Origin of the sequence: Lutibacter sp. (assembly GCF_046055765.1) — a bacterium.
Lineage (GTDB): Bacteria > Bacteroidota > Bacteroidia > Flavobacteriales > Flavobacteriaceae > Lutibacter.
Genome location: NZ_JASFZF010000081.1, coordinates 16,039 through 33,836, shown reverse-complemented (window position 1 = coordinate 33,836; position 17,798 = coordinate 16,039). Strand labels below are relative to the sequence as shown.

15 protein-coding genes, 2 tRNA genes and 1 other RNA gene are annotated in these 17,798 nt (G+C 28.5%); 7 read left to right on the top strand and 11 right to left on the bottom strand.

Annotated features, from left to right (window positions below; translation table 11 throughout):
• Positions 1-366 precede the first annotated feature (366 nt).
• A complete protein-coding gene (locus QM495_RS08385; protein ID WP_408671655.1) occupies positions 367-1,131 on the top strand; it encodes a TIGR02757 family protein in 765 nt (254 codons plus the stop codon).
• Positions 1,132-1,135: 4 nt separating this feature from the next.
• Here QM495_RS08385 and QM495_RS08380 read toward each other — a convergent pair.
• Both QM495_RS08380 and aroQ read right to left on the bottom strand, forming a co-directional pair.
• Positions 1,136-1,209 (bottom strand) — tRNA-Ala (locus QM495_RS08380).
• 8 nt (positions 1,210-1,217) lie between these two features.
• A complete protein-coding gene (gene aroQ / locus QM495_RS08375) occupies positions 1,218-1,631 on the bottom strand; it encodes a type II 3-dehydroquinate dehydratase (protein ID WP_408671654.1) in 414 nt (137 codons plus the stop codon).
• 131 nt (positions 1,632-1,762) lie between these two features.
• On the opposite strand from aroQ, the gene xerD reads away from it, so the two are divergent.
• Positions 1,763-2,659, top strand: coding sequence for a site-specific tyrosine recombinase XerD (xerD, locus tag QM495_RS08370; protein WP_408671653.1), 897 nt, complete (start codon positions 1,763-1,765; stop codon positions 2,657-2,659).
• A 55-nt stretch (positions 2,660-2,714) separates the two neighbouring features.
• Here the strand turns inward: xerD and rny are convergent, their stop codons facing one another.
• From rny to QM495_RS08350, 4 genes are all read right to left on the bottom strand, one after another.
• The gene (gene rny, locus QM495_RS08365) at positions 2,715-4,283 is read right to left on the bottom strand and encodes a ribonuclease Y (RefSeq protein WP_408671652.1); all 1,569 of its coding nucleotides are present in this window, start codon (positions 4,281-4,283) and stop codon (positions 2,715-2,717) included.
• Between the two features lie 44 nt (positions 4,284-4,327).
• Positions 4,328-4,435, bottom strand: a non-coding RNA gene (gene ssrS / locus QM495_RS08360) — 6S RNA.
• 55 nt (positions 4,436-4,490) lie between these two features.
• The gene (locus QM495_RS08355; protein WP_408671651.1) at positions 4,491-4,787 is read right to left on the bottom strand and encodes a cell division protein ZapA; all 297 of its coding nucleotides are present in this window, start codon (positions 4,785-4,787) and stop codon (positions 4,491-4,493) included.
• Positions 4,788-4,797: 10 nt separating this feature from the next.
• Positions 4,798-5,088: a hypothetical protein gene (locus tag QM495_RS08350; protein ID WP_408671650.1), complete on the bottom strand. Its 291-nt coding sequence runs from the start codon at positions 5,086-5,088 to the stop codon at positions 4,798-4,800.
• A 166-nt stretch (positions 5,089-5,254) separates the two neighbouring features.
• Between QM495_RS08350 and QM495_RS08345 the strand changes: the two genes are divergently transcribed.
• Together QM495_RS08345 and QM495_RS08340 are read left to right on the top strand one after the other, a co-directional pair.
• On the top strand, positions 5,255-6,967 hold the full coding sequence (locus QM495_RS08345; RefSeq protein ID WP_408671649.1) for a M23 family metallopeptidase: 1,713 nt from the start codon (positions 5,255-5,257) through the stop codon (positions 6,965-6,967).
• Complete coding sequence (locus tag QM495_RS08340; protein ID WP_408671648.1) at positions 6,942-9,425, top strand: carboxypeptidase-like regulatory domain-containing protein; 2,484 nt, start codon at positions 6,942-6,944, stop codon at positions 9,423-9,425. The genes QM495_RS08345 and QM495_RS08340 overlap by 26 nt, the downstream gene beginning before the upstream one ends.
• Position 9,426: 1 nt before the next feature.
• Here the strand turns inward: QM495_RS08340 and bcp are convergent, their stop codons facing one another.
• Entirely contained in the window at positions 9,427-9,879 is a 453-nt protein-coding gene (bcp, locus tag QM495_RS08335) for a thioredoxin-dependent thiol peroxidase (protein WP_408671647.1), read from the bottom strand.
• 155 nt (positions 9,880-10,034) lie between these two features.
• Between bcp and nth the strand changes: the two genes are divergently transcribed.
• Positions 10,035-10,670: an endonuclease III domain-containing protein gene (gene nth / locus QM495_RS08330; RefSeq protein ID WP_408671646.1), complete on the top strand. Its 636-nt coding sequence runs from the start codon at positions 10,035-10,037 to the stop codon at positions 10,668-10,670.
• Between the two features lie 237 nt (positions 10,671-10,907).
• Here nth and QM495_RS08325 read toward each other — a convergent pair whose 3' ends face one another.
• Complete coding sequence (locus QM495_RS08325; RefSeq protein WP_408671645.1) at positions 10,908-11,492, bottom strand: RNA polymerase sigma factor; 585 nt, start codon at positions 11,490-11,492, stop codon at positions 10,908-10,910.
• Between the two features lie 265 nt (positions 11,493-11,757).
• Here QM495_RS08325 and uvrA point away from each other — a divergent pair, with 265 nt between their 5' ends.
• On the top strand, positions 11,758-14,541 hold the full coding sequence (gene uvrA / locus QM495_RS08320; protein ID WP_408671644.1) for an excinuclease ABC subunit UvrA: 2,784 nt from the start codon (positions 11,758-11,760) through the stop codon (positions 14,539-14,541).
• A gap of 469 nt (positions 14,542-15,010) precedes the next feature.
• On the opposite strand, the gene QM495_RS08315 is transcribed toward uvrA, so the two are convergent.
• The 3 genes from QM495_RS08315 to bshB1 all read right to left on the bottom strand — a co-directional run bounded on the left by QM495_RS08315 (position 15,011) and on the right by bshB1 (position 16,655).
• Positions 15,011-15,691 carry a tetratricopeptide repeat protein gene (locus tag QM495_RS08315; protein ID WP_408671643.1) on the bottom strand — a complete coding sequence of 227 codons (681 nt, stop codon included), beginning with the start codon at positions 15,689-15,691 and terminating at the stop codon, positions 15,011-15,013.
• A gap of 118 nt (positions 15,692-15,809) precedes the next feature.
• A tRNA-His gene (locus QM495_RS08310) sits at positions 15,810-15,885 on the bottom strand.
• A 53-nt stretch (positions 15,886-15,938) separates the two neighbouring features.
• Positions 15,939-16,655, bottom strand: a complete 717-nt coding sequence (gene bshB1, locus QM495_RS08305; protein WP_408671642.1) for a bacillithiol biosynthesis deacetylase BshB1 — start codon at positions 16,653-16,655, stop codon at positions 15,939-15,941.
• A 218-nt stretch (positions 16,656-16,873) separates the two neighbouring features.
• On the opposite strand from bshB1, the gene QM495_RS08300 reads away from it, so the two are divergent.
• Positions 16,874-17,737, top strand: coding sequence for a Two component regulator three Y domain protein (locus QM495_RS08300; protein ID WP_408671641.1), 864 nt, complete (start codon positions 16,874-16,876; stop codon positions 17,735-17,737).
• Positions 17,738-17,798 lie beyond the last annotated feature (61 nt).

The window sequence follows — 17,798 nt, the reverse complement described above, 5'->3', positions numbered from 1 at the left end:
CCTTTGTAGATTATTTTAAGGCTCACCAACAAAAATGATAGAAATTGATTGATATCAAAAGATATATAATCCGTTTGCAAAGGTACTCTAATAATTTAAGATTAACTAAAGAAATATAAAACCCATCTTAATAGAAGCTTATTTATAGTAAAAAAATTAAAAATAATAGTCCAAAATCTAGCATTGCAACCCGTTAGAGGAAATAATTAAATCAAACCGCCACCTATTACAACTGAGCAAGGTATGTTGCTCTAGTGTGAAGGTTTATTTATTTATAAAAAATAGTGAAAAAACATATCTATTCTGTCAATTAACAAAGTATAAATTTATTAATAAAAATTGTAACTTTCCAACAAAAAATTAAAGTTGAATCAAAAAGAACTCAAAGAATTTCTTGATACTAAGGTGTTGCAATACAACAATCCAAAGTTTATTGAAAGTGATCCTATACAAATTCCTCATCAATATTCTTTAAAAGAGGATATTGAAATATCAGGGTTTCTTACTGCCACCATTGCTTGGGGAAATAGAAAATCTATTATAAAAAATGCCCATAAAATGATGGAATTAATGGGGAATTCACCTTACGATTTTGTTTTAAATTATAAACCTCATCATTTAGATAGTTTTGAAGATTTTGTTCATAGAACTTTTAATAGCAAAGATTTAACTTATTTTATTAAAGCACTTAATCATATTTACACTCATCATAATGGATTGGAAAGTGTATTTTCTACCCACGCTACTAAAAATTCTACACAAGAATCTATTCATCATTTTAAAAAAATATTTTTTGAAATTCCACATTTAGAACGTACTAAAAAACACATTTCAGATCCATTAAAAAATTCAGCAGCAAAACGTATCAACATGTTTTTACGTTGGATGGTACGAAATGATTCAAGTGGTGTAGATTTTGGTATTTGGAAAAGCCTCTCTCCTACTCAACTTTCTTGTCCGTTAGATGTTCACTCTGGTAATGTAGCACGAAAATTAGGTTTGTTATCACGCAAACAAAATGATGCCAAAGCATTAACTGAATTAGATACTAGCTTGAGAAAAATGGATAAAAATGATCCTGTGAAATATGATTTTGCATTGTTTGGATTGGGTGTTTTTGAGAAGTTTTAATTTGTGGAGCATATCGGAGTCGAACCGATGACCTTTTGGCTGCCAGCCAAACGCTCTAGCCAACTGAGCTAATGCCCCATTTAAAATTATAAAAAACTTTGTATCGCTAACTCGTAACTTTGTAAACCAAAACCAGCAATTATACCTTTTGCATTAGGAGCAATATATGAAATATGCCTAAAATTCTCTCGTGCTTGTATATTAGAAATGTGTACCTCAATAACAGATGTTTCAATACCTTTAATGGCATCTCCAATAGCAACAGAAGTGTGTGTGTAGGCACCAGCATTTAAAATAACACCATCAAAACTAAACCCAACTTCATGTAATTTATTAATTATTTCCCCTTCAACATTACTTTGGTAGTATTGCAATTCTATGTTTGTATATTTCTTTTTCAATGAATCAAAAAATTCATCAAAAGTTAAATTGCCATAAATTGAAGGCTCACGCCTTCCTAATAAATTTAAATTAGGTCCGTTTAGAATAAGTATTTTCATAAATTACATATTAAAGTGTAAATATAAACCTTATTTTTATCAAATGAAACGAGCACTACAAATTTTGAAAGACACCGAAATGATTAATAGCGAACAACATATGTTACCACAAAAAAATAAAATTTAAACATATGAAATGGCTTTTAATTTTACAAGATTATCAATTCTATTTGAAAATAGAAAAAGGGTTAGCAAAAAACTCAATTGAAAGCTATACACTAGATGTAAAGAAGTTAATTTCATATCTGGAAGAAAATCAAATTACTACTACCCCAATTACGATTACTGAAGAAATAATACAACAATTTATTTACACTATTTCTAAAAAAATTAATGCACGCTCACAAGCTAGATTAATTTCAGGTATTCGTAATTTTTTTGATTATTTAATTTTTGAAGAATTTAGAAAAGATAATCCTACCGATTTAATTGAAGCGCCAAAAATAGGAAGAAAATTACCAGACACTTTATCTATTGAAGAAATTGATTTACTTATAAACTCAATAGATTTAAGTGAACCTCAAGGAGAACGTAACAGAACAATTTTAGAGACACTTTATAGTTGTGGTTTAAGAGTTTCTGAACTTACTCAATTACAACTCTCCGATTTATTTTTTGATGAAGGATTTATTCGTGTCCTTGGGAAAGGAAATAAACAACGTTTTGTACCCATTAATATACAAACTCAAAAATATATTAAGCAATATATAACAACGATAAGAAACCATATTGAAGTTCAAAAAGGTTTTGAAGATACTGTATTTTTAAATAGACGTGGTAAAAACTTATCTCGAGTCATGATTTTTACTATTATTAAAAATTTAGCTATAAAAACTGGTATAAAAAAGAAAATAAGTCCACATACTTTTAGACATTCATTTGCTACTCATTTATTAGAACGCGGAGCAGATTTACGAGCAATTCAACAAATGTTAGGACATGAAAGCATTACTACTACTGAAATTTATATGCATTTAGATAAAAGTTTTTTAAAAAAAGTTATAAATACATTTCATCCAAGAAAATAAAAAATCTCACCTTAAGCGAGATTTTTTTTAAATATATTTTAGCCTATTAAGTTAATTATTTTGCAATATTAACGACTCTCGTTTCTCTAATTACTGTTACACGAACCTGACCTGGATACGTCATATCATTCTGTATTTTTTGAGAGATACTGAATGAGAGTTCACCTGCTTTTGCATCACTTACTTTATCACTTTCAACTATCACACGTAATTCTCTACCCGCTTGGATTGCATAAGCTTTTTGTACACCGCTAAATCCAAATGCAATATCTTCTAAATCTTTTAAACGTTGAATATACGAATCTAAAACTTGACGACGAGCTCCAGGTCTAGCACCTGAAATAGCATCACAAACTTGCACTATTGGCGCAATTAAAGTAGTCATTTCAATTTCATCATGGTGGGCACCTATTGCATTACAAATTTCAGCATTTTCATTATATTTTTTAGCCCATTCCATACCTAATAATGCATGAGGCAATTCACTTTCTGATTCAGGTACTTTTCCAATATCATGTAATAAACCTGCTCTTTTAGCTAATTTTGCATTTAAACCAAGTTCTGCAGCCATTAAACCACAAAGATTAGCTACTTCACGTGAGTGTTGTAATAAGTTTTGCCCATAAGAAGAACGATATTTCATTCTACCAATAATTTTAATTAATTCTGGATGTAATCCATGAATACCTAATTCAATTACAGTTCGTTTACCAACATCAATAATTTCTTGCTGTAATTGTTTTTCAGTCTTTTTTACAACTTCTTCAATACGTGCTGGATGTATACGTCCATCTGTAACTAATTTATGTAATGCTAAACGTGCAATTTCTCTACGAACAGGATCAAAGCAAGATAGTATTATTGCTTCAGGCGTATCATCAACAATAATTTCAACACCCGTTTCGGCTTCCAAAGCTCTTATATTACGACCTTCTCTACCTATTATTCTACCTTTTACATCATCAGATTCAATATTAAAAACCGAAACACAATTTTCAACAGTTTGCTCAACACCAACTCTTTGTATGGTGTTTAAAATTACTTTACGCGCTTCTTGTTGTGCTGTTAGTTTTGCTTCTTCAATGGTGTCTTGAATATGAGCCATTGCGTCAGATTTTGCTTCTTCTTTTAATGAAGTTACTAATTCTTTTTTTGCATCTTCAGCTGATAATCCAGAAATAACTTCCAAATTTTCAACTTGCTTTCTATGTAATTTATCTACTTCATCATTTCTACGTTCTAAATAGGTTGTCTTTTTATCATAATCTTCAATTTTTGAATCAACCTCAATATTTAGTTTTTTGTTTTTATCTAGCAACTGTGAAACTTGTGATTCTTTATCTCGCACACGCTTTTCAGCTTCAGCTATTTTTTTATCACGTCCAAAAATTACTTTTTCATGTTCAGATTTTAATTCAATAAATTTCTCTTTTGCTTGTAATATTTTATCTTTTTTAAGAATCTCAGCTTCAATCCTAGCTTCTTTAAGCATGGATGTTGCTTCTCTTTTAGTATTTCTTAAAATTTTTGTTGCTTTTGTTTTTTCTAAATATTTTGCAACAATATAGCCGATAGCTAATCCTATGGCGATACCAACTATAATTGGTAGTATATATTCTATCATAATTCAAATTTATATATAAAAAGCCTACATCAGAAAGGTTTTGAAAACTCCTTTAAAACAAGATTAAGGCTAACTAACTGGTCAAGGATCCATTCAAAGACGGCTTGCTTTTACAATTAAGACTCACCCTTCATAAAGGTATAATGTTGAGTTTAACAAACAATAACTAATGTAGGCAGTATTATTATTATTTTTATTTTAAAGAACTTATTTTTTTAAATGTTCATCAATTAAAACACCTAATTTATTAATTTTTTCTGTTGCTTCAATTAATTCTTCATCTTTATTAATGGCGTTTATTTCAATTAATGATGCAAATTGTAAGGCGCACATTGCTAATACATCTTGCTTATCACTTACTGCATAATTCTCTTCAAACTTAGCAACTAGTTTATTTATTTCATGTGCAGCTTTTCGCATACCTTCTTCCTCGTTTTCATTTTTTATCCGCATTGGGTACACTCTACCTGCAATAGTTACTTTTATTTTTAAAGATTCCACCATTTTAAAGATCTTACTCGCTTAACTGATTGATACAAACATCAACTTCACGAATTAAAGCATTTATTTTAAGTTTTGTTTCTCTTCTATCTTCCTTACTGCCTTCTATAGTTTTAGCAATTTTCAATGTTTGATATTTTTTTTCAATTTCATTAAATAATTGCTTTTCCTCAGTTATTTGATTTTCTAAAAATGTTATTTTATTGTGTAATAACTCATTTTCTTCTTTTAAAAAATTATAATTTTCTAAAAGTGTTTTAAGTTTATCTTCCACTAAATTAACAATTGCTGTTATTTGACTCATATACCTAAAGAATACAAACTATATATTACAAAGTTAGTGTTAGTAGAGGAATTTAACAACTGTTTTATTTTATTTTATGGAAAACTTTAAGTTTTAGCACTAATTGAGTGTTTATTTAAATTTTAAAATTCATATTATTTAGTATTTTAGCATTAAAATAAAATTTGTGAAAAACCTACTATATAGTTGTATTCTTCTTTGTAATTTTTTGGCATTTAGTCAAGGAGACGCTACTTTACACACACTATACCCAGTAAATTACTTTCAAAATCCTCTTGATATTCCATTAGTTTTATCTGGTACTTTTGGTGAACTTCGATCTAATCATTTTCATGCGGGTTTAGATTTGAAAACTCAGCAAAAGGAAGGTTTAAATGTATTTGCTGCTGCTGATGGATATATTTCACGAATAAAAATATCTCAATGGGGTTACGGTAAAGCGCTTTATATAAAGCACCCTAATGGTTTTACAACTGTTTATGCACATTTACAAAAATTTAATGCCCAAATTGAAGCGTATATAAAAAAGCAACAATACAAAAAAGAAAGTTTTGAAATACAAGTATTTCCTTCTTCGGAAACATTAGCTATTAAAAAAAACGATGTTATTGCTTTAAGTGGTAGTACTGGTGGATTTGTTGGCCCACATTTACACTTCGAAATACGCAATACTAAAACTGAAAAACCAATTAATCCAATGCTTTTTGGCATTCAAGTATCAGATTCTAAAAAACCTAGAATTAATACTTTAATTGGTTATCCTTTGGACAACAACTCTCAAATAAATGGTATTGGTATTCCAACTAAAATTTCATTAATTAAGTTGAAAAATGGAGAATTACAAGCTCAAAAAATAAAAGCACTTGGAAAAATTGGCTTTGGAATAAATGCATACGACCAACTTGATGGTGCCTATAATAAAAATGGATTGTACAATTTAAGCATGATTGTTAACGGAGAAAAAGTTCACGAATTTGAAGCCGCTTCTTTTTCATTTTCTGAAAGCAAATATATTAACTTATTAATTGATTATGAGCGTTTTGCTAAATCAAAACAACGTATTCAAAAATGTTTTATTGAACCATCTAACAAACTTAGCTTGTATCATAAATCTCTAAATAATGGCTATTTAACAATAAAAGATGGATTAAACTATACCGTAGAAATAATTGCCAAAGATTTTGAAGGAAATCAACAAAAAGTTACCATTCCAATTGTTGGAAAAAAAGATACAATTTTAGTAACAAATACTCCAAAAATTACCAACTATAAAATTAATAGGTCTTTGTTTAATAAATTTAATGCTAACGGAATAACAGTAGCATTTCCTAAAAATACTTTTTATAACAATTTCTACTTAGATTTTGAAGTAAAAGATTCCATTGTAAAAGTTCACACACCAACTGTTCCTTTAAATAAAAAGTACACACTTACTTTTGATGTTTCTAAATACTCTAAAGTTGAAAAAAAACAATTGTATATTGCTTCAATTAATACCAAAGGAAAAACTTCTTATGAAAAAACGGTAAAAAAAGAAACCACATTTTATACTTCAACAAAAAAGTTGGGAAATTTTATTTTGTTAAATGATTTAAAAAAACCTAAAGTAAACTTACATAATTTTAAAAATGAACAATGGCTTACCTATTTTAAAAAATTAAAAATTAAAATTTCTGATGATGAATCAGGTATTAAATCATTCAGAGGAGAAATAGACGGTGAATGGATATTATTGGAGTACAATGTTAAAAATGGCATTTTAACCTATAATTTTAGCGATAAAACATTTACTTCCGTAAAACACAATTTAAAAGTTGTAGTAACTGATAACGTTGGTAATACAAATACGTTAAATGCAACTTTTTTCAGAAAAAAATAAAAATTCTATGTTAAAAATAGTCACCCTTATTTTATTTTTAATTGTTACAACAACAATAGTAGCTCAAAATTCTGTAATCATAGGAATTGTAAAAAATACTGATAAAGAACCCATTGAAGGTGTTGCTGTATCTTATTTAAACAACGGTACTACAACTAATAATAAAGGTGAATTTCAATTAACCGTGCCCGGAGATATTGAAATTAAAGTGGTTTTTAGACATATTTCATATACTAAATTTTCTAAAATTGTAACCATCCCCAAAAATAGAACTTATAGATTCTCACCTATCTTACACTCAAAAATTGAAGAAATTAATGAAGTTGTTGTAAAAAATAATAAAAAAGAAGCACAAGGTTTTATTCAAATAAACCCCGCGAATGCTACAAAAATTCCTGGTGCAAATAATGGCGTTGAAAATATATTAATGACGCTACCTGGTGTAAACAATAACAACGAATTAAGTACACAATACAATGTACGTGGTGGAAATTTTGATGAAAATTTGGTATATGTAAATGGAATTGAAGTGTACCGTCCTTTTTTAGTACGCTCTGGACAACAAGAAGGTTTAAGTTTTGTGAATTCAGCAATGGTTCAAAATGTAAAATTTTCAGCTGGAGGATTTCAAGCCAAATACGGAGATAAACTTTCTTCCGTTTTAGATATCACTTACAGAACTCCAAAAGAACTCGCCACTACTATAAATGCTAGTTTATTAGGAGGAAGTGTAACTATTGAAGGAACAATGCTCAACAATAAATTAAGTGCTATTTTAGGTGTTCGATATAGAGATAATAGTCTGTTTATCAATAGCAAAGATGTTGAGACTACCGCCAATCCAAATTTTACTGATGCACAAACATTTTTATCATACACCGTAAACCCACGTTTAAAAATAGATTTTTTAGGGACTTTTTCTATTAATAATTATAAGTACACTCCTATTACAAGAAGAACAAAGTTTGGTACTGTTTCTAATCCTTTAGAATTAATTGTATTTTATGATGGACAAGAAAAAGATAAATTTGAAACTGCTTTTGGAGCTTTAAAAGGTAGTTACCTTGTAAATAAAAACTTAAACATAAGTTTAACAACATCTGCTTATCACACAATAGAAGAAGAATATTACGATATTTTAGCCAGTTATAATTTAGGTGAAGTAAATAACGACTTTGGATCGGCTGATTTTGGTGATGTTAAATTTTCTGAAGGAATTGGTTCTCAATTGAGCCATGCAAGAAATGATATTGATGCTTTAATCGCAAATGCCGAATTAAAAGGAACTTATAAAAAAGAGAATCATCAAATAGATTTTGGTATTAAATATCAAAAAGAAGACATTAAAGACCGAATTAATGAATGGGAAGTAATTGATTCTGTTGGGTTTAGTGTTCGACCACCACATCATATTTCAAATAATCAACCGTATGAACCATTTACAGGAGAAATACTTCCATTTCAAAGCATACAAGCAAAAAATAAGGTAATTATAGATCGATTCATTTGGTTTGCTCAATACAGTAAAAATAGTGAGTGGAACAATCATAAAGTTTGGTATAATTTAGGCGTACGCTCACATAACTGGAATGTAAATAGTGATGCTTCAAAAACTACCAATCAAATTATATATAGCGTTCGTGGTCAGTTTGCGATAAAACCAGATTGGGAAAAAGATATGTTGTTTAGAATTTCAGCAGGAATGTACAATCAGCCACCTTTTTACAAAGAATTAAGAAATTCTGAAGGAATTGTTATTCCAACTGTTGATACTCAAAAATCTATTCATCTTGTTTTAGGAAACGATTATAGTTTCGGTTTATGGGAAAGGCCTTTTAAATTAGTTTCAGAAATATATTTTAAAAATTTAAGCAATGTAAACACTTATACGGTTGATAATGTAAAAATTAGATATGCAGCCAATAACAATGCAACAGCTTATGCTACTGGTGTAGATATTAGATTAAATGGTGAATTTGTACCCGGAACTGAAAGTTGGATAAGTGTTGGTTTCTTAAAAACTGAAGAAAATAGCGAAAATAGAGGTTACATTTCTCGTCCAACTGATCAACGCTTTAAGTTTGGAATGTTATTTCAAGATTATGTACCAAATATTCCAAATATTAAAATGTATTTAAATTTAGTATTTAATACGGGTGTTCCTGGTGGTTCACCTTCTTATACAGATCCATACGAATATCAAAATAGACTAAATGCCTATAAAAGAGCAGATATTGGAATTTCTTATGTTTTTACCGATGCTAAAAATCAATATAAAAGTGGTTGGAAAAGTAACCTGAAAGAATTTTCAGTAGGATTTGAAATATTTAATATGTTCGATGTTCAAAATTCTATCACAAACACTTGGGTTCGTGATGTATATTCAAAACAATTTTATGGTATTCCAAATTTTATGACACAACGTGTCCTCAATATAAAAATGGACATGAAGTTTTAAATTACTTTAAAATTTGACTTGTATGTTCCTTCGTTTTAACTTTTGTAATTACATCTTCTAAAACACCAGTTTCATCAATTACAAAGGTTGCTCTATGAATTCCATCATATTCACGTCCCATAAACTTTTTAGGTCCCCAAACACCAAAAGCATTAATAACAACTTTATCTTCATCAGCTAATAACGGAAAAGGTAATTCATTTTTATTTATAAAATTTTGTTGACGCTTTGCAGAATCTGAACTAACACCGAGAACATCGTATCCTTTTGCTAAAAACGACTGATAATTATCTCGCAAATTACAAGCTTCCACTGTACAACCAGGTGTACTAGCTTTTGGATAAAAGAACAATACTAACTTTTTTCCTTTATAATCAGAAAGCTTTATCGTATTTCCTTCTTGGTCTAATGCTTCAAAATTTGGTGATTTATCACCTGCTTTTAATGTTGTCATTCTTTTTCGTTTAAAAGTTTAAAATGGAAAGTTAAAAGTAAATATGATATAATTCATTAAAATATTGAAAAATTAAACAATTAAAAACATACTGCTTGCAAACTTTCGTACTTTTATACTTTTATACCTTTAAACTTTACAACTAAATTTCAAAAATGACAAAACAAGAAAGAGTTCAATTTGTTATTAATACACTTGAAAACATATATCCTGAAACACCAATACCACTAGTTCATAAAGATCCTTACACCTTATTAATTGCAGTTTTATTATCTGCACAAAGTACTGATAAAGGTGTGAATAAAATAACACCACTCTTATTTGCTAAAGCAGATAATCCTTATGATATGGTTAAACTTACTGTTGAGGAAATTAGAGAAATAATTAAACCTGCAGGCCTTTCACCAATGAAATCTAAGGGAATTTATGGACTTTCAGAAATACTAATTGAGAAACACCATGGAAAAGTACCACAAAGTTATGAGGATTTAGAAGAATTACCAGCCGTTGGGCACAAAACTGCAAGTGTGGTTATGAGCCAAGCCTTTGGAATTCCTGCATTTCCTGTAGATACACATATACACCGTTTAATGTATCGATGGAATTTAACTAATGGAAAAAACGTAACTCAAACTGAAAAAGATGCAAAGCGTTTATTTCCAGAAAGTTTATGGAATAAATTACACCTACAAATAATTTTTTACGGACGAGAATATTCACCTGCAAGAGGTTGGAATTTAGAAAAAGATATTATTACTAAAACAATTGGAAGAAAATCTATTTTAACATAAAAAACCCACTTTTGGTTAAAAGTGGGTTTTCAAAAGAACATTAATTCAAATGTAATTCAATATAGTTGTTTTTGTTGGTTTTAACTACTTTTAATTGCCTAGAATAGTTAAGCAAATATTGAATTATTTCGTTTCGAGGTTGCTCCAATAAAGGAGTCTTTTCAAAGTAAAGTTTCATCATATATAATTGGTTTATACTATATAAACGAAGACTTTTCACTTTTATTGCAACCTCTTTTAATTTACTAAAACAATATGATGTTTTTCTATTAATTTTCTCAAATTTATAAGTGCATAACGCATTCTTCCTAGTGCAGTATTAATACTTACATCTGTATTTTCAGCTATTTCTTTAAAACTCATATCTTTATACATACGCATTATTAAAACTTCCTTTTGATCTTCAGGTAATTCATATACCAAATTTCTTACATCTCCTAATATCTGCTCTTTAATTATTTGATTTTCAACAGATAACATTTCATCACTTAATACATCAAAAATATCAAACTCATCAGTATTATTAAATTTAGGAATTCTTTTATTACGTCTAAAATGATCAATAATTAAATTATGTGCTATTCTCATAGTCCAAGGTAAAAATTTACCTTCTTCATTATATTTTCCGCGTTTTAAAGTATTTATAACCTTAATAAAGGTATCCTGAAAAATATCTTCAGCTATTTCTTTATCTAAAACTTTTGATAAAATAAAGCTGAAAATTCGTTGTTTATGACGAATTACTAAAATCTCTAAAGATTTTTCATTTCCGTTAATGTAATTGCTGACTAATACGCCATCAGTAGTTTGTTTACTCTCCATAATTGTAAATACATTTAGGGGTTAAATGATTTGTATTTATTTAAAATTTATAAAAAGTAAAATTGTTGTATAGGCGTTTTTATGTTTAATTGTTTGTCAAATATGAGGTATTTATTTTAAAATTCCAACTAAATTAAACAAAATTAATTTATTTATATTTTTTCTAATCTAATGAAAAATCTAATTTTAATTTAAATGATGAATCCTATGTTTAAATTTTCATTTTTTGTGATTATCTTTGCATTTATTTACTTTTTAACAAAAAATGACAAAAAATATAGCAACACTTAATCCAAAAGAAAATATTCTTATTAAAGGAGCTAAACTTCACAATTTAAAAAATATTGATGTTGCTATCCCAAGAAACAAATTAGTTGTAATTACAGGTCTTTCTGGTTCTGGAAAATCCAGTTTAGCTTTTGATACATTATTTGCTGAAGGACAACGCAGGTATGTAGAAAGTTTATCGTCATATGCTCGTCAGTTTTTAGGAAGGCTTCATAAACCAAAAGTTGATTATATAAAAGGGATTGCACCTGCAATTGCAATTGAGCAAAAAGTAAACTCTGTAAATCCACGTTCAACTGTTGGAACTTCTACAGAAATTTATGATTATTTAAAATTATTATTTGCTCGAATAGGTAAAACTTACTCTCCTATTTCAGGGAAAGAAGTTAAAAAGCATACTGTTTCAGATGTTCTAAATTTTATAAAAACTTTAGACCTAAACAATAAACTTTTATTGCTTTCACCGGTTCATATTCCCGAAAAAAGAAATGTTTTACAGACTTTAAAAATTTTAGCACAACAAGGTTATTCAAGAATTAAATACAAAGGTGATGTGCTTAGAATTGAAGAAATAACTTCCGAAATTGATCACAATTTTTATTTAGTAGTTGACAGAATTATAGTGAAAAATGATGAAGATTTTTACAACCGTTTAGGAGATGCCATTCAAACTGCATTTTTTGAAGGTTCGGGAGCTTGTATTATCGAAAATTTAAAAACAAATAAACAAACAAACTTCAATAATAAATTTGAATTAGATGGCATACAATTTTTAGAGCCAAACACTCATTTATTTAGTTTTAACAATCCGTACGGCGCTTGTCCAACTTGTGAAGGCTACGGAAATATTATTGGTATTGATAAAGATTTAGTAATTCCAAATACGTCTTTATCTATTTATGAAGATGCTATTTTACCGTGGAAATCAGATTCATTTTCATCCTTTAAAAATAACCTTGTTAACAACGCTTATCAATTCGATATTCCAATTCACAAACCTTGGTTTCAACTCTCTAAAATTCAAAAACAATTAATTTGGGATGGAAACTCATCATTTGAAGGATTACATCAATTTTTTAAACATTTAGAAGAAAAAAGTTATAAAATACAGTATAGAGTTATGCTTTCTCGTTATAGAGGAAAAACAAAATGTACTACTTGCAATGGCAAACGATTAAGACAAGAAACTAGCAATGTTAAAATTAATAATAAAAATATTAGTGAATTAGTTGATGTGCCATTAAATGAATTAAGTGATTTCTTTAAAAACTTAAAATTAAATACTTCTGACAAAAATATTGCAAAACGCTTGCTAGTAGAAATTAACAGTCGATTGGTATTTTTAACCAATGTTGGCTTAAGTTATTTAACCTTAAACAGAACATCAAATACTTTATCAGGTGGTGAAAGTCAGCGAATTAACTTAGCAACTTCTTTAGGAAGTAGTTTGGTTGGCTCTATGTATATTTTAGATGAACCAAGCATTGGTTTACATCCAAAAGACACTGAACGCCTAATAAAAGTTTTGAAAGATTTACGCGATTTAGGAAATACCGTAATTGTAGTTGAACATGATGAAGACATTATGAAAGCAGCTGATGTTATTATTGATATTGGTCCAGAAGCAGGTACTTTTGGCGGAGAAATTGTTGCTGAAGGAAATTTTAAAGAAATTTTAAAATCTGATTCACTAACGGCTAAATATTTAAACAATCAGCTAAAAATTGAAGTACCCAAAACAAGAAGAAAAACTAAAAATAGTATTGAAATTATTGGAGCTCGTGAAAATAACCTAAAAAACATAAACGCTACTTTTCCTTTAAATAGTTTAACGGTTGTAACTGGGGTTTCGGGAAGCGGAAAAAGTACGCTTGTAAGTAAAATATTGTATCCAGCAATGCAAAAGATAATTGGTGGCTACGGTGAAAAAGTGGGACAATTTACCGAACTTAAAGGAAATACTTCAGCAATTGAACATATAGAATTTATAAATCAAAACCCTATTGGTCGCTCAAGCAGGTCTAATCCGGTAACTTACATAAAAGCTTATGATGATATTAGGGCTTTATTTGCTTCAGAAAAATTATCGAAAATTAGAAACTATCAACCAAAACATTTTTCATTTAATGTTGAAGGTGGTAGATGCGAAGTTTGTAAAGGTGAAGGAGAAGTTACTATTGAAATGCAATTTATGGCTGATGTGCATTTAGAATGTGAAACTTGTAAAGGTAAACGATTTAAGAAAGAAGTATTAGAAGTTAAATTTCATCATACATCTATAAACGACTTATTAAACAGCACAATAGATGATGCAATTTCTTTTTTTACAAAGCATAGAGAACTTAAAATTGTAAAAAAACTACAACCCCTGCAAGATGTTGGTTTAGGGTATGTTACATTGGGTCAATCTTCTTCAACACTATCTGGTGGCGAAGCACAACGTATAAAATTAGCTTCATTTTTAGTGAAAGGAACTCGACAAAGTAAATCTTTATTCATTTTTGATGAGCCAACAACTGGACTACATTTTCACGATATTAAAAAATTGTTAGATTCGTTTAATGCATTAATAAAAAATGGACATTCAATAATTGTTATAGAACATAACATTGAATTAATTAAATGCGCCGATTATATTATCGATTTAGGGAAAGAAGGCGGTAAACTTGGTGGTTCACTTATTTTTCAAGGAACGCCTGAAGAACTTATAAATAATAAAGAATCATATACTGCACCTTATTTAGCCGAAAAACTTCTTTAATATTGTACTACTTGTTTTTTGACGTTCCCCTAACGGGTCAGGCTATTCGTTATATCTTTTTTAGCAGTTGCCTACTAAAAAGGATACCACTACTATCCTTAACGCCTTTTAACTGTAAAATAAGTCGTTGCGAGGAACAATAATGACGTGGTAATCTCATAAAAAAAAAGTTTCAATGTTGCAGATTGCTTCACTACATTCGCAATAACAGGTTGTTTAGTTGAATAATAACTGATAATTTACTACGGTAAAAAATTTATTTATTAAGGGAAAATAATTGACAAGGTGCTTTTATAGCTTACAACGGTGAACTATAAAAAAGCAATAATAACTACAACAACACCAAAGGTAATTGTAGTATTTATGCAGTTCTGTTACTTTTGAATTTTATTGAGCACTCCATTTTAATAAATTCCCAATCAAGTTGAAAATGACGAAACAGTGCGTCACTACAACAACAATTTTATTGTTATTCTTTTTTAGTATTTAAAGATTCTAATTTTCCTTTAGCTAGTACAAAATCTGGAAATAATTTTAAAGCCGCTTCAAAACTAAGTTTTGCTTCGTTATCCTTTTTTAAATTCATAGCTATAATTCCTTCTAAATAAGCTATTGCAGGTTTTAACTTCACATTTTGATTGTAATTTTTATTTACTTGAAAAGTAACTTCTATAGTTGCGTTATCAGGTAACTGATTGGCTTTTTTCACAGAAATATACGCTTCTTCAAACTTTTTTAATGCCAATTGTAAACTTGCTAATTTATATGCGTGATAATTATTATTAGTTTTAGATAAAAGTGTTTTATAAGATTCACTTGCTTTTTTTATAGCTCCCATTGATTCCAAAGAGATTGCTTGCATTTCTATAAACTCCAAATTATCAGGTTTATTTTTTAAAATATCATTAAGAACTAGAAAACAAGAAACATAATTTCTACCCTTAAAATATAAATATGCTAAACTATCCTTATAGGTACTTTGAGGCCCTTCCATACTAATTATAGAAAACATACTGTTAGCCGCAACAGCATTATCACCATAAGCCAATGCTTGTTTTAATTTTTGCTTTTCTAAAGTTATAGAATTTGTAGTTTGAGCAATTGCAGTAGTTGTAATTATAAACGTAAGTATGTATACTAAATTTTTCATTTGATTTAACCTTAAATTTGAATGGCTAAAATATTACAATAATTTAAAATTTATGTGAAATATTTCATAAAAAAAGTAACAAACAAAAAAAGGTCTGAAACATCAGACCTTTAATTTTGGGTGAAAGACCGGTTTCGAACCGGCGACCTCCGGAACCACAATCCGGCGCTCTAACCAGCTGAGCTACAATCACCATTTATAAGAGGTTGCAAATGTAAAACATTTCTTATTTTTTGCAAACATTTTTTCATATTAAATTATCAAAAGATTTTACAGCTACATAACGCTCTGTTGTAAAGCCTTCTGCGTGTTCTGTCCCTATCAATCTACCCAAATCTTGAGCTCTATATTCAATACTATCTAAAAAGTTTTTACTTGTTATTGGAGAACTACGCTCATTACTATTAGGATTATAAAACTGAGAACTATATGCTTTCACAGCTTTTAACTTAGTTTCAATAAAACCAGTAACATCTATAACAAAATCTGGTGTTATATTTTTCCATTGTATGTAATGATATACTTGTTTTGGTCGCCAAGCTTCTTGGTTTTTACCCTTAAATTCAGTTTCAATTTTCATTAATCCCGATAAAAAACAGGCATCAGAAGCTACGTTACTTCCTTTTGGATGATCAATATGTCTATCATCAATAGCATTGCATAATACTATAGTTGGTTTATATTTTCTTATAATTTTTATAATTTCAAGCTGATGTTTTTTATCATTCAAAAAGAATCCATCTGCAAAAGATAAATTTTCTCTAACAGAAACATTTAAAATTTTTGCCGCATTTGTAGCCTCAATACCTCTAATTTCAGCAGAGCCTCTTGTTCCTAATTCTCCTCTAGTTAGATCTAATATCCCTACTTTTTTGCCTAAAGAAATTTCTTTTGCTATTGTTGCCCCACAACCTAACTCAACATCATCTGGATGAGCTCCTATTGCTAAAATATCTAGCTTCATAAAATATATTTTCTTAAATGTTTAAACAAATATATAACATTTATTAATGTTGTTTTACAGTAATTAACATTTCAACTAATATTCATTAAAGAAGCACAAAAAGTCATTTTTATTAAACAAATGGTGTGTTTTTTATAATAAATAGTCATATTTATTTGTGTATTTAATAATATTTACTTAATTTAGCCATAGGAATTTTTAAATTCAACCCTAAGATTATGAAAAAAGCAACAGTAATATTATTATTTTTTATGGTAGTGTCGCCATTTGCTTTTTCGCAAATTTCAACTATTGAAAAAAATGCCTTAATCGATTTATATAAATCTACCAATGGTGATAATTGGAATACTCGTTGGAATTTAAGTGATGCTCCAAATACTTGGTATGGAATAACTGTAGAAAATAATACAGTTACAGAAATTAACTTAAGTATGAATAATTTAAATGGATTATTACCTGCTACAATTGGTAATTTAAAATTTATAAAACATTTAAATTTAGGTTTTAATAAAATTAGTGGTGTAATTCCTCCTGAAATGACCACCATTAAATCTTTAGAAACCATTCAATTATTTATGAACCAGATAGAAGGTACAATCCCTTCTACTATTGGAAACTTAACTAACCTAAAAGAATTAGTACTATTTAACAACTTAATTAGTGGTTACTTACCTGAATCTATATATAATTTAAAAGAATTAAAAATTTTACATATCAGTAGTAATAAGTTAACTGGTTTAATTTCAACAAATATTAAAAATTTAAAAAGCTTAAAAACCTTAAGTTTATTTGATAACTCAATGTTTGGTGTTATTCCTTCTGAAATAGGAAAACTAACTAATTTAGAAGAACTTGTTTTAGCTAATAACTCCTTTGATGGAGAAATTCCTTCTGAAATAAGTAACCTTATTAAATTAGAAACTTTACTATTAAACAATAATCAATTTATTGGTTCTATAAATCCCTCTATAGAAAAATTACCTCAACTTTTAAATTTTGAATACATAAATAATTTATTAGAAGTTGAAGTTTATACAAATAATTCAACCCCCATAACCTACAATTCATTAAACCCTCAATAAAATTATTTGAATTTTGTTAATTATAATGAAAAAGAGACTGTGAATTTTACAGTCTCTTTTC

Excerpts from the sequence above, each read along its gene's own strand:
- xerD (WP_408671653.1), top strand. The coding sequence starts at position 1,763 with ATGAAATGGCTTTTAATTTTACAAGATTATCAATTCTATTTGAAAATA.
- bshB1 (WP_408671642.1), bottom strand. The coding sequence starts at position 16,655 with ATGAAGCTAGATATTTTAGCAATAGGAGCTCATCCAGATGATGTTGAG.
- aroQ (WP_408671654.1), bottom strand. The coding sequence starts at position 1,631 with ATGAAAATACTTATTCTAAACGGACCTAATTTAAATTTATTAGGAAGG.
- QM495_RS08300 (WP_408671641.1), top strand. The coding sequence starts at position 16,874 with ATGAAAAAAGCAACAGTAATATTATTATTTTTTATGGTAGTGTCGCCA.
- uvrA (WP_408671644.1), top strand. The coding sequence starts at position 11,758 with ATGACAAAAAATATAGCAACACTTAATCCAAAAGAAAATATTCTTATT.
- QM495_RS08355 (WP_408671651.1), bottom strand. The coding sequence starts at position 4,787 with ATGGTGGAATCTTTAAAAATAAAAGTAACTATTGCAGGTAGAGTGTAC.
- QM495_RS08350 (WP_408671650.1), bottom strand. The coding sequence starts at position 5,088 with ATGAGTCAAATAACAGCAATTGTTAATTTAGTGGAAGATAAACTTAAA.
- rny (WP_408671652.1), bottom strand. The coding sequence starts at position 4,283 with ATGATAGAATATATACTACCAATTATAGTTGGTATCGCCATAGGATTA.
- QM495_RS08315 (WP_408671643.1), bottom strand. The coding sequence starts at position 15,691 with ATGAAAAATTTAGTATACATACTTACGTTTATAATTACAACTACTGCA.
- nth (WP_408671646.1), top strand. The coding sequence starts at position 10,035 with ATGACAAAACAAGAAAGAGTTCAATTTGTTATTAATACACTTGAAAAC.
- QM495_RS08340 (WP_408671648.1), top strand. The coding sequence starts at position 6,942 with ATGCAACTTTTTTCAGAAAAAAATAAAAATTCTATGTTAAAAATAGTC.
- QM495_RS08325 (WP_408671645.1), bottom strand. The coding sequence starts at position 11,492 with ATGGAGAGTAAACAAACTACTGATGGCGTATTAGTCAGCAATTACATT.
- bcp (WP_408671647.1), bottom strand. The coding sequence starts at position 9,879 with ATGACAACATTAAAAGCAGGTGATAAATCACCAAATTTTGAAGCATTA.